We start from the raw sequence: 14,049 nt of genomic DNA, 5'->3' as shown, positions 1-14,049 counted from the left end.
CGCTGCGGCGTTCCGCCAGGGCAGGCGCAGGCCGGCGCACTTCGTCGGCGAAGGAGGGGCGCGCGGGCCGCGGCGGCGGTTCGGGCATTTGCGGCTCGGGATGATCGAGCAGCTCGGGCCGCGGCGCGTCGTCGGCCCAGCCGCCGGCATCGGGCATGGGCGCAAGGCGCGGCGGTTCGGCGGCATTCGGCCGTTGCGGGATCTGGTCGCGGCTGGGCGCGGCGCGAACGATGTTGGGCTCGACGACGATGTCGGTCGGGCCGCCGATCATCAGCAGATGCTCGACATTGTCGCGCCGGACCAGCACCAGCCGGCGCCGGCCGTCAACCGCGGCGGCGTCGATCACGGCGAGGCGGGGCATCCGGCCGCGCTGGGTGTTGGCGCCGATGCGGCTACCGGCGAATCGGCGAACCAGCCACGCAGCGACGCCGATCAACGCCAGCACGACGATGAACGCGACGATGAAGGTGATAGGGCTGCCTTGCATACTTGTCCCCGACAAATGGCGCTTTTCTCGTGCCCATGGTCAGTTGAGCCGACCACCGGCGGACGATGCCCCAAAACTGCGATTTCTTAACGTTCCACGGCAAGTTTTGCCGTCCCCAACTCTTAATAACCCATGAATCGCCCGATCCAAAACGACTTCTTGCCCTGTGCACGCGCCGCCAAACGGTTGGGTTAATGCCACTTTTCGCGGGCCTCGAATCGCGCCGGCGCGAGAATCAGCTTCGGCTGGGGGCCATGCTTTGCGAGCGGTCCTTAACCAGCTGTTAACCATACAGGCGGCAAATTCTGCCTAGCGGCGGTCCCTGGGGTCCGTCCGGGGCGGAGGGAGCCGCGACGATGTCCATCAACGACCTTCCGGTGCTGTCGGCGCTTCGCACCAAGATGCAGTGGCACCAGGAGCGCCAGCGCGTCCTGTCCGAGAACGTCTCCAACTCCGACACGCCGAAATTCCGGCCGCGCGACCTGGTCGAGCCGAAGCTCGACAAGACCGGGGCCGTCACGGGGTCCATGGGGCCTTTGGCCATGACCCGGACCAGCGCCTCGCACATGACGCCGTCGGGGGCGCCTTCCGCCTTCGACCAGAACAAGAATGCCGGTTTCAAGACCCGCCCTGCCGGCAATGCCGTCAATCTGGAGGAGGAGATGATGAAAGCCGCCAGCAACCAGATGGATTACGCCGCGGCGACCTCGCTCTATTCGAAGAGCCTGCGCCTGCTCAAGACCGCGATCGGCAAAGGTTAGGCTTAAAGGAGGCGGATCATGGCAAATGACAGCAGCGACTTCGCCCGCTCCATGGCGATCGCGACCTCGGGCCTGCGCGCGCAGGCCGGGCGCATGCGGGTGATCTCGGAGAACATCGCGAATGCGGATTCGACGGCGCAGACCGCCGGCGGCGATCCCTACCGGCGCAAGGTGCCGACCTTCTCCTCCGCGCTCGACCGCACGCTCGAGGCGCAGGTCGTCACCCTCGGCAGGATCAAGCCGGACCAGTCGGCCTTCCGCGTCAGATACGAGCCGAACAATCCGGCTGCGGATGCCAGCGGCAACGTCAAATATCCCAACGTGAACTCGGTGGTCGAGATGACCGACATGCGCGACGCGCAGCGGTCCTACGAGGCCAACCTCAACATCATCAGTGCGACGCGCCGGATGATCCAGCGCACGCTCGACATCCTCAAGAGCTGAACAGGACATTTGAGCCATGGCATCACCGACAATCGCCGCCAACGCCTACGCCAATCTCGCCCGCGTGCTGGAGAACAGCGGCGCCGGCAAGGGCAGCGAACCGAACGGGCAATCCTTCGCCGCGCTGCTCAAGGACGCCGTCGGCAGCGTCATGGAATCCGGCCGCAAGTCCGACGCGCAGACGGTGGCAATGGCCGCCGGCAAGGCCAACGTGATGGACGTGGTCACGGCGGTCGCCGACACCGACGTCGCGGTGTCCACGCTGGTCTCGGTCCGCGACCGCGTCATCGCGGCGTATGAAGACATCATGAAGATGCCGATTTGATTTTTGTGCTGGCGCTCGCCCCAAGCGTCATTGCGAGCGAAGCGAAGCAATCCAGAATCTCTCCGCGGCGGCAGCCTGGATTGCTTCGCTTCGCTCGCAATGACGGGGGAGAGGGCGTTCGTTCCCCGCCGCGGTGGCGGGGATGACAGTTGAACAAGGAACTCTGTGAATGACCGGACCCGAGACCCTCGACGTCGCGCGTGATGCGATCTGGACCATCGTGATCGTGTCGTCGCCGCTGATGGTGGTCGGCCTCGTGGTCGGCGTCATCGTGTCGCTGTTCCAGGCCCTGACACAGATCCAGGAGCAGACGCTGATCTACGTGCCGAAGATCCTGGCCATCTTCGCCACGATGCTGTTGGCGCTGCCGTTCATGGCCGACTCGCTCCACGCCCACATGCTGCGGATCTCGTCGCGAATCATCGGCGGCTGAGGCACAATGCGTGAACTATGCGCATCGACGTCTCGCTGCTGCCGGCGCTCGCCGCTTCCTTCATGCTTGCCTTCGCCCGGGTCGGTGCGATGGTGATGCTGCTGCCGGGGCTCGGCGAGACCAACATTCCGACGCGGATCAAGCTGTCGATCGCGTTGCTGCTCACGCTGATCATCCTGCCGCTGCATCGCAATGCCTACCAGGTCGACATGGGCTCGCTGGCGCCGCTGCTGGTCTTGATGCTGCATGAGATCGCGATCGGCATCGTCTTGGGCGCGACCGCGCGCGTGACGCTGTCGGCGCTCCAGGTCGCGGGATCCGTGATCGCGCAGCAGATGGGGCTCGGCTTCGTCACCTCGGTCGATCCGACGCAGGGACAGCAGGGCGTGCTGGTCGGCAACTTCCTGACCATGCTGGGCGTGACGCTGCTGTTCGCCACCGACAGCCACCATCTGGTCATCGCGGCGCTGAACGACAGCTACACGATCTTCTCGCCGGGCGAGACCGTGTCGAGCGGCGACGTCGCTTCGCTCGCAACGCGCGCCTTCGCCGCTGCGTTTCGCCTCGGCTTGCAGCTCTCCGGGCCGTTCCTGGTGTTCGGCCTCGTCTTCAACATCGGGCTGGGTATCCTGGCGCGGCTGATGCCGCAGATGCAGGTCTATTTCGTCGGCGTGCCGCTGTCGATCTTCGCGGGCTTTCTGGTGCTCGCCGTGGTGCTCACCGCGATGATGGGCACCTATCTCGACTACTTCATCGGTGTCATGCACCAGATGATGCCGCTGAAGTGACGGGGATCGATCGATGGCCGAAGACAACGATCCCGAAAGTCAAACAGAAGACCCGACGCAAAAGCGTCTCGACGATGCGCTTCAACGCGGCGACGTCGCCAAGAGCCAGGAGATCAACACCTGGTTCATGATGGCGGGCGGCACGCTCGTGGTCTCGACCTTCGCGGGCTCGGTCGGCGGCGGGCTGCTGACGCCGATGCGCAACCTGCTCGCCAATTCCTGGATGATCAAGACCGACGGCAAGGCTCTGCTCGCGCTGATGCAGCAGATCGAATTCGCCGTGCTCGCAGCGATCGGCGTGCCCCTCTTGATGCTGATGCTGGCCGCGATTGCCGGCAACATGCTGCAGCACCGCCTGGTGTGGTCGACCGAATCCCTGACACCCAAGTTCAGCAAGATCTCGCCCGGGGCAGGCTTCAAGCGCATCTTCGGCAAGCAGGCGGCGGCCAATTTTCTCAAAGGCATCGGCAAGCTGGTGGTGCTTGGCGTGGTCATGACCATGATCCTTTGGCCGGAGCGGCATCGCATGGAGGCGATGGTCAGGCTCGATCCGGCCGCCATGCTCGACGCCAGCACCAGCATGACGATCCATCTGCTCGGCGCGGTGGTCGCCGCACTCGCGATCGTCGCCATCGCCGACTACTTCTTCCAGTACCGCAGCTGGTTCCAGCGGCAGAAGATGTCGCTCCAGGAGATCAAGGAAGAGTTCAAGCAGTCCGAAGGCGACCCGCACATCAAGGGCAAGATCAGGCAGTTGCGGCAGCAGCGCGCCAAGAAGCGCATGATGGCCGCGGTTCCCAAGGCCTCCGTCATCATCACCAACCCGACCCACTATTCGGTGGCGCTGTCCTACGAGCGCGGCATGACCGCGCCGATCTGCGTCGCCAAGGGCGTCGACAACCTCGCCTTCAAGATCCGGGAGATCGCCCGCGAGCACGACATCCCGATCGTGGAGAACGTGCCGCTGGCCCGCGCGCTCTATGCCACCGTCGACATCGACCAGGAAATCCCGACCGAGCACTACCATGCCGTCGCCGAAGTCATCGGCTACGTCATGCGGCTGAAGCAGGGATTCCGCGCCGGACGCGGCTAAAACCCCCGAAAAGGTCCGGAAATGGCTGTAATCTGGGAATCAGCGTACCTTTCGCCGCTGCTGCCCTTGCACCTCAGGGTCCGATTCAGGCAGGGAGGACCCCATGCGCCCCGTGGCGCGTTGATTCTCTGCCGACAGGCCGCGCCAGCTTGAGATGACCGCCGAGACCGACCACGACCTCACACGCGAGCCCGTTGCGGCGCACGAGCCGTCGCCGCGATCGGGCAGCATTGCGCTGGTGCTGCTGGTGGCCGCCGGCCTTGTCGCGGTGGCCGTCGGGCTGATGACGCTCGGGCGCGCGCAGGCGCAGCCCTATATCCTCGGCATCCTGGCCGTGCTGGCGATGGTCGGCCTGTTCAACCTGTTCGCCTTCGCCGCCGGCATCATCCGTTTCGCCGACCGCAATCTCGACGATCCCATCATCGGCCGCATCTCCGATCACGCCTTCGACGGCCTTGCGGTTACTGATTCGCGCGGACACGTGGTCTATTCCAATGCCGCCTATCTGACGCTGACCGGCGCCAGCGGTCCGCAGGACGTCCGCCCCGTCGAGCGCGTCTTCATCGGCAACCCCGACGTCTCGGAAGCCGTGTTCCGGCTGCTCAAGGCCGCCCGCGAGGGCAAGCGGCAGCAGGAGGAGGTGCGCATTTCCGGCCTCGACGGCAGCCAGGGCCGCTGGCTGCGCATGCGGGTGCGCCCGCTCGGCACCGGCAAGCGCGAGGCGAAATATGCGGTGTGGTCGATCGCCGACATCACGCGCGACCGCGAGCGCCAGGAGGACGTGTTCCAGGAGCTCCAGCACGCGATCGAATATCTCGATCACGCGCCGTGCGGCTTCTTCTCGGTCAATCCGGCCGGCGAGCTCGCCTACGTCAACGCGACGCTGGCCAACTGGCTCGACTACGACCTCGCCGAGATCGGCTCGGGCGGCCTGAAGCTCACCGACATCGTCTCCGGCGATGGCGCTTCGCTCCTGACCTCGATCGTGGCGGTGCCGGGCGAGGTGAAGACCGAGGTCTTCGACATCGACCTGCGCATGCGCACCGGCAAGACCATGCCGGTGCGGCTCTATCACAAGCTCGCCTTCGGCGCCGACGGCGCGCCGGGCCCCTCGCGCACGCTCGTCATCAGCCGCGCCCGCGACGAGCGCAGCGACCCCGACCGTGCCGCCGAAGTGCGCTTCATGCGCTTCTTCGACCACACGCCGATGGCGATCGCGACCGTCGACCGCGCCGGCAACGTGGTGCGTGCCAATGCGCGCTATGCCAAGCTCAGTCAGGCGCTGGGGCTGGACACCTCCTCCAAGTCGATCTTCCGCGCGGTCAGTTCGCGCGACCGGCACCTCCTGATCGCCGCTATCAACCAGGCCGCCGAAGGCAAGGCCGACATCGCCCCCGTGGAGGTGGCGCTGGAAGGGGCCAAGGAACGCTGGGGTCAATTCTTCGTGACGCCGGTCGATTCGGCCGAGACCGAGGCGGAAGCCGCCATCGTGCACATGCTCGAGACCACCGAGCGGCGCGCGCTGGAGAACCAGATCAACCAATCCCAGAAGATGGAGACGGTGGGCCAGCTTGCCGGCGGCATCGCCCACGACTTCAACAACGTGCTGTCCGCCATCATGATGGCGAACGACTTCCTGCTGAACGCGCACAAGCCGACCGACCCGTCGTTCCAGGACATCATGCAGATCAAGCAGAACGCAACGCGCGCCGCCACCCTGGTGCGGCAGCTGCTGGCGTTCTCGCGGCGGCAGACGCTGCGGCCGCAGGTGCTCGATCTCGGCGACGCTTTGAGCGATCTCACCATGCTGCTGCGCCGGCTGATCGGCGAGAAGGTCAAGCTCGACCTCGTCCACGGGCGCGACCTCTGGCCGGTGAAGGTCGACGTCTCCCAGTTCGAGCAAGTGATCGTCAATCTCGCGGTGAACGCGCGCGACGCCATGCCCGACGGCGGCAAGCTGATCATCCGCACCGCCAACGTCACCACCGAGGACGCTGGCAAGCTCGCCTACAAGGGCATGCCCGCTGCGGATTATGTTCGGATCGAGGTCGCCGACACCGGCACCGGCATCCCCGCCGACATCCGCGACAAGATTTTTGAGCCGTTCTTCTCGACGAAAGAGGTCGGCAAGGGCACCGGCCTCGGGCTCTCCACCGTCTACGGCATCGTCAAGCAGACCGGCGGCTTCATCTACGTCGATTCCGAGCCGGGGCAGGGCACCTCGTTCCACATCTTCCTGCCGCGCCACCACGCCGAGGCCGAGGTGCAGGTCGAGCAGCCAGCTGCGGCCAGCGCGACGGGCGGCGCCGCCAAGGAAGCCGCGCCCGCCGCGGCGGCAGAGGTGAAGCCGCGCACCGACCTCACTGGCCAGGGCACCATCCTGCTGGTCGAGGACGAGGAGGGCCTGCGCGCGCTCAATGCCCGCGGCCTGCGCTCGCGCGGCTACACCGTGGTCGAGGCCGAGAATGGCGTCGAGGCCATGGAGGTGCTGGACGAGCAGAGCGGCGCGATCGATCTCGTCGTCTCCGACGTCGTCATGCCCGAGATGGACGGCCCGACGCTGCTGAAGGCGATGCGCGAGCAGAACCCCGACATCAAGTTCATCTTCGTCTCCGGCTATGCCGAGGATGCGTTCGAGAAGAGCCTGCCCGAAGGCCAGCAGTTCGACTTCCTGCCGAAACCATTCACGCTCAGCCAGCTGGTCGCAGCGGTGAAGGAGACCATGACGAAGCAGGGGTGAGGGGCGAGCGGCGCTGCGCCGTTCCCGCATTCTCCGTCATTGCGAAGCAATCCAGACTGCGTGCGTGGAACCATCCTAGATTGCTTCGTCGCAAAGGGCTCCTCGCAATGACGGTGGATAGAGTCGCAATGACGGTGGATAGAGTTGCGCTTCGCAACGGACGCGGGAAAAAGCTGAAATCCCGGCCCCAAGCCCACCGGTAACCCGCGACCGCGGGTCCCCGCGGACCCCCGGCCAAACCCCCGCCAAATATGGGCTTTTGCCACATCCCCGCGACTGAGGGCCGCAGCCATGGGTTCCGAAACCGGCTTCACTTTTCGGGAAGTCTGACCATCTTAGGAGCACGTCCCCATGCCGGGGATTTGGGAAACGCACATGACTTTCTCGCAACGATCCCGCACTCTCTTCAAGACGATCGCCGTCGTGCTGGCGCTTGCGCTGCCGACCGCGCTGGCGATCTCGTCCGCCGACGCGCGCGTCGGCGGCGGCATGTCGTCGGGTTCGCGCGGCTCGCGCACCTATTCGGCTCCGCCGTCGACCACGACCGCGCCGGGCTCGACCTCGCAGTTCAACCGGACTTACACTCAGCCGGGTGCGGGCATGAACTCGGCTGCTTCCGCGCCTGCGCGCGGCGGCCTGTTCGGCCGCGCCGGCGGCTTCATGGGCGGCCTTGCGGCCGGCTTCCTCGGCGCCGGCCTGCTCGGCATGCTGTTCGGTGGCGGCCTGTTCGGCGGCCTCGGCGGCCTGTCCTCGATCCTCGGCCTGATCATCCAGATCGCGCTGGTGGTTCTCGTGGTGCGGCTGGCGATGTCCTGGTGGCAGCGCCGTCACGCCCCGCGGGCGGCTTACGCCAATGCTGATTCCGGCGCAGGTCCCGGACCGCAGACGAACTATCGCAGCGGCCTTGGTGGTGGTCTTGGCGGCGGCCTCGGCGGCTTCGGCTTCGGCGCCAACAATGCGCCGCTCGAGATCAAGCCGGATGACTACGAGGCGTTCGAGCGGCTGCTCGGCGAGGTCCAGGCCGCCTGGTCGAACGAGGACGTGGCCAAGCTGCACACCCTCGCGACGCCGGAAATGGTCTCCTACTTCGAGCAGGACCTTGCCCAGAACCGCACCCGCAACGTGATCAACAAGGTCACGAACGTGAAGCTGTTGCAGGGCGACCTCGCGGAAGCCTGGCGCGAAGGCGAGACCGACTACGCCACGGTGGCGCTGCGCTTCGCGCTCACCGACAAGACGGTGGATCGCAACACCGGCGCGATCGTCGCCGGCAGCGAGCAGCCGAGCGAGGCGACCGAGGTCTGGACCTTCGCCCGCAGGCCGGGCACCGGTTGGGAATTGTCGGCGATCCAGCAGACCAACTGATCGCTCGCGACATGACAAACCAGGGCGTCGTGCGTTCCGCACGGCGCCTTTTTCTTTGGGCGTCTCGCCGCGCCGCATCGGAATAACCAGCCACGTGCCGGGTTGACATGAGGCGGTCAACGACAAACGGGAGGACAGCATGATCCGCATCGAGAGAGTGACGATTTCGGGCCTTGCGCTCGCTATGGCCTTGCTGGCGGCGCCCGCGGCGCAGGCGCAGTCGGCCGACATGACCTTCTTCGTGACCTCCAGCGGGCCCGGCAAGGGCGCCGATCTCGGCGGTCTCGAAGGCGCCGACGCGCAATGCCAGAAGCTGGCTCAGACCGCCGGCGCCGGCACCAAGACCTGGCGTGCCTATCTCTCGACGCAGGCCGCCGACGGCAAGCCGGCCATCAACGCCAAGGATCGCATCGGCAAGGGACCGTGGCAGAACGTCAAGGGCACGGTGATCGCCAAGGACGTCGCCGAGCTGCACAGCGCGACCAACAATCTCACCAAGCAGACCGCGCTCAGCGAGAAGGGCGAGGTCATCAACGGTGCCGGCGACCAGCCGAACCGGCACGACATCCTCACGGGATCGCAACCGGACGGCACCGCCTTTGCCGCGGGCGACGACAAGACCTGCAAGAATTGGACATCGAGCACGCAGGGCGCCGCGATGGTCGGCCATTTCGATCGCCGGGGCCTGCGCGACGACGAGCCCTCGAAGTCGTGGAACAGCTCCCACACCTCGCGCGGTCCCGACGGCGGCTGCTCGCAGGCCGATCTGAAGAGCACCGGCGGCGACGGGCTGCTGTACTGCTTCGCTGCGAATTGAGTGAGGCGCGAAGCTCTTTCCACCCGTCATTGCGAGGAGCCCTTGCGACGAAGCAATCCAGACTCTCTCCGCAGAGGCATTTCTGGATTGCTTCGCTACGCTCGCAATGACGGCGTATGTGGCGCGGCCGTTCCGTCCAACCTGACGGAACCCTGAGCCGCCTGCTACATTGGTCCGATCGCTCCCACGCTCACGGACCGCTCCCATGACATACGAGCTCTACTACTGGCCCGAGATCCAGGGCCGCGGCGAATATGTGCGGCTGGCGCTGGAGGAAGCGGGCGCCGCTTACGTCGACGTTGCGCGGGGTCCGCGCGGAACTGCTGCGATGATGAAGATGATGGATGCACAGACGGGCACGCCGCCCTTTGCACCGCCGTTCCTGAAAACGGGCAAGCTCGTCATCGGCCAGACCGCCAACATCCTGCTTTATCTCGGCGCTCGTCATGGGCTCGCCCCGAAGACGGAAGCCGGCCGGCTCTGGGTGCACCAGCTCCAGCTCACGATCACGGACTTCGTCGTCGAGATCCACGACACCCATCATCCGCTCGGGCCCTCGCTCTATTATGAGGACCAGAAGGCGCCGGCGAAGAAGCGCACGGCCGATTTCTGGGACGAGCGGGTGCCGAAATACCTCGGCTATTTCGAGCAGATTCTCGTCGCAAACGGCGGCACCTATGTCGCCGGTCGCCGCCCGACCTATGTCGACCTCTCGCTGTTCCAGATCGTCGCGGGACTGCGTTATGCCTTCCCCAAACGCATGAAGTCGTTCGAAGCCGATGTCCCGGGCCTCGTCGGCCTGCACGACCGCATCGCTGCGCGGCCCAATATCAAGGCCTATCTCGCAAGCGAGCGCCGCATTCCCTTCAACGAGCAGGGCATCTTCCGCCGCTATCGCGAGCTGGATCGATAGCCGATTTCGTGCAGGACGTGAGGGGCGGTCACCAGACGCCCGGGATGAGGCGATAGCGCACCCGCGCCGCGTAATCGGTATAGCCCGGCAGGCCCTCGCGCAGCGTGCGCTCCTCGATCGGGATGCGGATCGCGAACAGGGCGATGAAGATCGGCATCATCGCAAGTCCCCACCACGACCCCAGCAGCAACGGCACGCCGGTGAAGAACAGGACCATGCCGCTGTACATGGGGTGGCGGACATGGGCGTAGGGACCGGTCGAGATCACGTGCTGCGCGCGCTCGGCTTGCAGCTTCACCACGGGCGCGGCGAACGAGTTCTCGCGGAAGACCCACATGGTGAACAATGTCGAAACGAGGAACAGCCCGAGGCCGAGCACCTGCAACACCGTCGGCATGTCGGAGGATCGAACGCGGCGGTCGAGCCCCATCACGGCAAGCCAGGCCAGTATGGCGAGGACGAACAGCGCCATGAACATCTTGTCGGCGGCGGGTTGATCCTTTTGCAGCACCGGCCGCAGACGTTCGGCGAGCAGCGCCGGATCGATCCGGTAGAGCCACCAGCCGCAGAGCGGGCCGAGCAGGGCGGAGGTGGTGAGGAAGGCCCAGGCCGACGGCCAACGCAGCGTCCCGGCGCACGCGAATAGCAGCGCGCCCATGCCGACGACGAACAGCGTGTTCTGCAACAGCAGCCGTGCGATCATGCGCAGGTCCCGGGTGAACGGCGCACGATGCTGGTCCGGCTATCCGGCAAAGATGCGGCCGGACACGCCTAAAGCCCGATCGACCGGATCGGGCGCTTTCGGCTGTGGCAAGCCCGATCAGGCGAGCTGGTCGATCCGCGTGCCCTGCCCCGGCGGCAGCGGCGCCGGCGGCTGCGGCTTGAAGGTCGGATCCTCGTCCTTGACCTTGGTCTGATCGTCCTGCGGCTTGGTCGTGTCGTAGTTCGGAACCACGATCGCGATCGGCGGGGGCGCAACGGTGGAAACCTTCATCCGCAAATCCTCACACATGGAAACAAGCGAGCCTGCCCTGGGAGGAGCGAAATTTCCTTCAAGCCAATCGTTAAAATGCGAGGGAATCGGTGCGGAGAAGGCCGTGTATGCGTTTCATCCGCGCGGTGCAAACCGGGACGACGAGACCTCTCCGTCATTGCGAGGAGCCCTTGCGACGAAGCAATCCAGACCGTCTGCGCGGAGAGATTTCTGGATTGCTTCCGCCTTCGCCGAAGGCTTCGGCGGACAAGTCGCTGCGCTCGCAATGACGGAGTACGTGGCCGACCGGGTCGCGGCACAGCTGCACCGCGCTGGCACCAAGAGCGAGGCGCGCCTATTCGTCCTTGCCGCGCGTGATCGCGATCGACGCCTCCGTCTTGGTGCGGGTGCATTCCATGTTGAGCCGGCGGTAGCGCATGCTGACCTTGTCGCCGCGGAGCAGGCCCATCCGCTTCAGACAGCGCGTCGCGCCCGTCGTGGTGTCGTCCTTGGTCACGGTGAAGACGATCGCCGCCATCGATCCGACCAGCGCATAGAACTCCGGCTTCGGATTGCGATCACCCTTGGCATAGAGCTCGATCGAATATTTGTCGCCGCGGCAGCCGACCGACAGCTCCTTGGCCGCGGGGTGCGTGAGATACACGACGTTGGCGGCGCGGAAATTCACCTTGAGACGGTCGACCTGGTTCGCCAACTCCTTGGCGCTGTCGTCGCAGCGATCGGCGCGGGCAGGCGAGGCGAGAGCCGCAAGGCCGGTGATGGCGGCGGCGACCAGGATCGCGCCGCGGACGTTCAGTTTCAATGTCATGGATAAAAAGCCCCTTAGGGCGCGCATTCAAGCGTCGGCGGACGCGAAGCGCAAGGGTGGGCAGAGGCATTTCCACGCGCTGTGCCAATGCCTTCCCGTGCCGGACCTACCCCTCCCATGCGCGCACCGCTCCCTTTCTTTTCTGGCTAAAATGCGCTTAGAACGCTTCTATGCTGAGAGGTCCGCCAGGGCCCCAAAACCCGAGATTTGCCCCATGAACGCTCCCACCGCCTTCCCCGACCAGTCAAAGCCCGTTCCGCCCTACAAGCACACCCCGCTGTTCCCGCTGGGCAAGGACGAGACGCCCTACAAGAAGATTTCGTCCGAGGGCGTCAGGGTCGAGAAGGTGCTCGGCAAGGACATGCTGGTGGTGTCGCGCGAGGCGCTGCGGGTGCTGTCGGAGGCGGCTTTTGGCGACATCAACCATTATCTGCGCCCCGGCCATCTGAAGCAGCTCCGCGCGATCCTGGAGGACAGCGAGGCGAGCCCGAACGACAAGTTCGTCGCGCTGGACTTCTTGAAGAACGCCAACATCGCCGCCGGCGGCGTGCTGCCGATGTGCCAGGACACCGGCACCGCGATCATCATGGGCAAGAAGGGCTGCAACGTCATCACCGACGGCGACGACGAGGCGGCGCTGTCGGAAGGCGCGCGCGATGCGTATCTGCGCCGCAATCTGCGCTACTCGCAGGTCGCGCCGCTCTCGATGTATGAAGAGAGGAACACCGCCAACAACATGCCGGCGCAGTGCGAGATCTACGCCGAGGGTGATGACGCCTACAAGTTCATGTTCATGGCCAAGGGCGGCGGCTCCGCCAACAAGAGCTTTCTGTTCCAGGCCACGCCCTCGGTGTTGACCAAGGACCGGCTGCTCGCGTTCCTGAAGGAAAAGATCCTGACGCTCGGCACCGCGGCGTGCCCACCCTATCACCTCGCCATCGTGATCGGCGGCACGTCGGCCGAGTTGTGCATGAAGACGGTGAAGCTTGCCTCCGCCCGCTATCTCGATGCGTTGCCGACGCAGGGCTCGCCCGACGGCAACGCCTTCCGCGACGTCGAGATGGAGCAGGAAATCCACAAGATGACGCAGTCGCTCGGCGTCGGCGCGCAGTTCGGCGGCAAGTATTTCTGCCACGACGTGCGCGTGATCCGCATGCCGCGTCATGGCGCTTCGCTCCCGATCGGGCTTGGCGTGTCCTGCTCGGCCGACCGCCAGGTGCTCGGCAAGATCACCAGGGACGGCATCTATCTCGAGGAGCTCGAGCACAACCCGGCGCAATATTTGCCGCAGGTCGAGCAGTCGCTCGGCGGCGAGGTCGTCAAGATCGACCTCAACCAGCCGATGAAGGACATCCTGGCGACGTTCTCGAAATATCCGATCAAGACACGGGTCTCGATGACCGGCACCATGATCGTCGCGCGCGACAGCGCGCATGCCAAGCTGCGCGAGCGGCTGGAGAAGGGCGAGCCGCTGCCGGACTACTTCAAGAACCATCCGGTCTATTATGCCGGCCCCGCCAAGACGCCCGAGGGCTACGCCTCCGGCGCGTTCGGTCCGACCACCGCGGGCCGCATGGATTCCTTCGTCGACCAGTTCCAGGCCGCCGGCGGCTCGATGGTGATGGTGGCCAAGGGCAACCGCGCGCCGGCGGTGCGCGAGGCGTGCAAGAAATACGGCGGCTTCTATCTCGGCTCGATCGGCGGCGCCGCGGCGAACCTCGCCGAGCACTGCATCAAGAAGGTCGAGGTGCTCGAATATCCCGAGCTCGGCATGGAAGCGATCTGGCGCATCGAGGTCGTCGACTTCCCGGCGTTCATCATCATCGACGACAAGGGCAACGACTTCTTCAAGGAGTTGAATCTGGGCTAGGGCGGCGTTCCCCGGATGCTGCGCAGCATGAAATGCTGCGCTGCTGATCCGGGGTCCATCGTGGAGCCTGGTCCCGCCTCTGCGTCGCATCACGTCGTGCTGCGCCGCGCCCGGGACACGAGCGTGGCGCTTGCTCGCTCTATCTCGCTAGAGCATGTTGTTTTTGACTGGAATCGGGGTTCCCAGAGGGGGCGATTTCTGATTCAAACTC

Annotated in this window: 15 protein-coding genes; 11 read left to right on the top strand and 4 right to left on the bottom strand. The window is 65.5% G+C overall.

Annotated elements, in window-relative coordinates; genetic code table 11:
* The coding region (locus XI05_RS09910; protein ID WP_271500964.1) for a flagellar biosynthetic protein FliO at nucleotides 1-487 on the bottom strand (487 nt) is incomplete at its 3' end.
* Between the two features lie 356 nt (nucleotides 488-843).
* Between XI05_RS09910 and flgB the strand changes: the two genes are divergently transcribed.
* From flgB to XI05_RS09860, 10 genes are all read left to right on the top strand, one after another.
* Nucleotides 844-1,248, top strand: a complete 405-nt coding sequence (gene flgB, locus XI05_RS09905) for a flagellar basal body rod protein FlgB (protein ID WP_271500962.1) — start codon at nucleotides 844-846, stop codon at nucleotides 1,246-1,248.
* Nucleotides 1,249-1,266: 18 nt separating this feature from the next.
* Nucleotides 1,267-1,692, top strand: coding sequence for a flagellar basal body rod protein FlgC (flgC, locus tag XI05_RS09900; RefSeq protein ID WP_271500961.1), 426 nt, complete (start codon nucleotides 1,267-1,269; stop codon nucleotides 1,690-1,692).
* A gap of 16 nt (nucleotides 1,693-1,708) precedes the next feature.
* A complete protein-coding gene (fliE, locus tag XI05_RS09895) occupies nucleotides 1,709-2,017 on the top strand; it encodes a flagellar hook-basal body complex protein FliE (RefSeq protein WP_172782888.1) in 309 nt (102 codons plus the stop codon).
* Nucleotides 2,018-2,186: 169 nt separating this feature from the next.
* Nucleotides 2,187-2,450 (top strand): flagellar biosynthesis protein FliQ, encoded by a 264-nt coding sequence (fliQ, locus tag XI05_RS09890; RefSeq protein WP_011088555.1) that lies wholly within the window; start codon nucleotides 2,187-2,189, stop codon nucleotides 2,448-2,450.
* 17 nt (nucleotides 2,451-2,467) lie between these two features.
* Nucleotides 2,468-3,238, top strand: coding sequence for a flagellar biosynthetic protein FliR (fliR, locus tag XI05_RS09885; RefSeq protein WP_128926711.1), 771 nt, complete (start codon nucleotides 2,468-2,470; stop codon nucleotides 3,236-3,238).
* A gap of 13 nt (nucleotides 3,239-3,251) precedes the next feature.
* Nucleotides 3,252-4,331, top strand: a complete 1,080-nt coding sequence (gene flhB, locus XI05_RS09880) for a flagellar biosynthesis protein FlhB (RefSeq protein ID WP_271500960.1) — start codon at nucleotides 3,252-3,254, stop codon at nucleotides 4,329-4,331.
* A gap of 154 nt (nucleotides 4,332-4,485) precedes the next feature.
* Entirely contained in the window at nucleotides 4,486-7,071 is a 2,586-nt protein-coding gene (cckA, locus tag XI05_RS09875; protein ID WP_271500958.1) for a cell cycle histidine kinase CckA, read from the top strand.
* Nucleotides 7,072-7,422: 351 nt separating this feature from the next.
* Nucleotides 7,423-8,436 (top strand): Tim44 domain-containing protein, encoded by a 1,014-nt coding sequence (locus tag XI05_RS09870; protein ID WP_271500957.1) that lies wholly within the window; start codon nucleotides 7,423-7,425, stop codon nucleotides 8,434-8,436.
* 139 nt (nucleotides 8,437-8,575) lie between these two features.
* Complete coding sequence (locus XI05_RS09865) at nucleotides 8,576-9,253, top strand: lectin (protein ID WP_271500956.1); 678 nt, start codon at nucleotides 8,576-8,578, stop codon at nucleotides 9,251-9,253.
* Between the two features lie 205 nt (nucleotides 9,254-9,458).
* Nucleotides 9,459-10,166 (top strand): glutathione S-transferase, encoded by a 708-nt coding sequence (locus XI05_RS09860; protein WP_271500955.1) that lies wholly within the window; start codon nucleotides 9,459-9,461, stop codon nucleotides 10,164-10,166.
* Nucleotides 10,167-10,194: 28 nt separating this feature from the next.
* Here XI05_RS09860 and XI05_RS09855 read toward each other — a convergent pair whose 3' ends face one another.
* The 3 genes from XI05_RS09855 to XI05_RS09845 all read right to left on the bottom strand — a co-directional run bounded on the left by XI05_RS09855 (nucleotide 10,195) and on the right by XI05_RS09845 (nucleotide 11,968).
* Nucleotides 10,195-10,869: a methyltransferase family protein gene (locus tag XI05_RS09855; protein ID WP_271500954.1), complete on the bottom strand. Its 675-nt coding sequence runs from the start codon at nucleotides 10,867-10,869 to the stop codon at nucleotides 10,195-10,197.
* Between the two features lie 117 nt (nucleotides 10,870-10,986).
* Nucleotides 10,987-11,160 (bottom strand): hypothetical protein, encoded by a 174-nt coding sequence (locus tag XI05_RS09850; RefSeq protein WP_172782896.1) that lies wholly within the window; start codon nucleotides 11,158-11,160, stop codon nucleotides 10,987-10,989.
* 334 nt (nucleotides 11,161-11,494) lie between these two features.
* Complete coding sequence (locus XI05_RS09845) at nucleotides 11,495-11,968, bottom strand: hypothetical protein (protein WP_271500953.1); 474 nt, start codon at nucleotides 11,966-11,968, stop codon at nucleotides 11,495-11,497.
* A 214-nt stretch (nucleotides 11,969-12,182) separates the two neighbouring features.
* On the opposite strand from XI05_RS09845, the gene XI05_RS09840 reads away from it, so the two are divergent.
* Nucleotides 12,183-13,838, top strand: coding sequence for a fumarate hydratase (locus tag XI05_RS09840; RefSeq protein ID WP_271500951.1), 1,656 nt, complete (start codon nucleotides 12,183-12,185; stop codon nucleotides 13,836-13,838).
* Nucleotides 13,839-14,049 lie beyond the last annotated feature (211 nt).

This window comes from Bradyrhizobium sp. CCBAU 11357, from assembly GCF_028128865.1.
Classification (GTDB): domain Bacteria; phylum Pseudomonadota; class Alphaproteobacteria; order Rhizobiales; family Xanthobacteraceae; genus Bradyrhizobium.
This window is presented reverse-complemented; position numbering and strand designations above follow the sequence as displayed.

Excerpts from the sequence above, each read along its gene's own strand:
- fliE (WP_172782888.1), top strand. The coding sequence starts at position 1,709 with ATGGCATCACCGACAATCGCCGCCAACGCCTACGCCAATCTCGCCCGC.
- XI05_RS09860 (WP_271500955.1), top strand. The coding sequence starts at position 9,459 with ATGACATACGAGCTCTACTACTGGCCCGAGATCCAGGGCCGCGGCGAA.
- XI05_RS09850 (WP_172782896.1), bottom strand. The coding sequence starts at position 11,160 with ATGAAGGTTTCCACCGTTGCGCCCCCGCCGATCGCGATCGTGGTTCCG.
- flgB (WP_271500962.1), top strand. The coding sequence starts at position 844 with ATGTCCATCAACGACCTTCCGGTGCTGTCGGCGCTTCGCACCAAGATG.
- XI05_RS09840 (WP_271500951.1), top strand. The coding sequence starts at position 12,183 with ATGAACGCTCCCACCGCCTTCCCCGACCAGTCAAAGCCCGTTCCGCCC.
- XI05_RS09855 (WP_271500954.1), bottom strand. The coding sequence starts at position 10,869 with ATGATCGCACGGCTGCTGTTGCAGAACACGCTGTTCGTCGTCGGCATG.
- XI05_RS09865 (WP_271500956.1), top strand. The coding sequence starts at position 8,576 with ATGATCCGCATCGAGAGAGTGACGATTTCGGGCCTTGCGCTCGCTATG.
- fliR (WP_128926711.1), top strand. The coding sequence starts at position 2,468 with ATGCGCATCGACGTCTCGCTGCTGCCGGCGCTCGCCGCTTCCTTCATG.
- cckA (WP_271500958.1), top strand. The coding sequence starts at position 4,486 with ATGACCGCCGAGACCGACCACGACCTCACACGCGAGCCCGTTGCGGCG.
- flhB (WP_271500960.1), top strand. The coding sequence starts at position 3,252 with ATGGCCGAAGACAACGATCCCGAAAGTCAAACAGAAGACCCGACGCAA.
- XI05_RS09870 (WP_271500957.1), top strand. The coding sequence starts at position 7,423 with ATGCCGGGGATTTGGGAAACGCACATGACTTTCTCGCAACGATCCCGC.
- fliQ (WP_011088555.1), top strand. The coding sequence starts at position 2,187 with ATGACCGGACCCGAGACCCTCGACGTCGCGCGTGATGCGATCTGGACC.
- flgC (WP_271500961.1), top strand. The coding sequence starts at position 1,267 with ATGGCAAATGACAGCAGCGACTTCGCCCGCTCCATGGCGATCGCGACC.
- XI05_RS09845 (WP_271500953.1), bottom strand. The coding sequence starts at position 11,968 with ATGACATTGAAACTGAACGTCCGCGGCGCGATCCTGGTCGCCGCCGCC.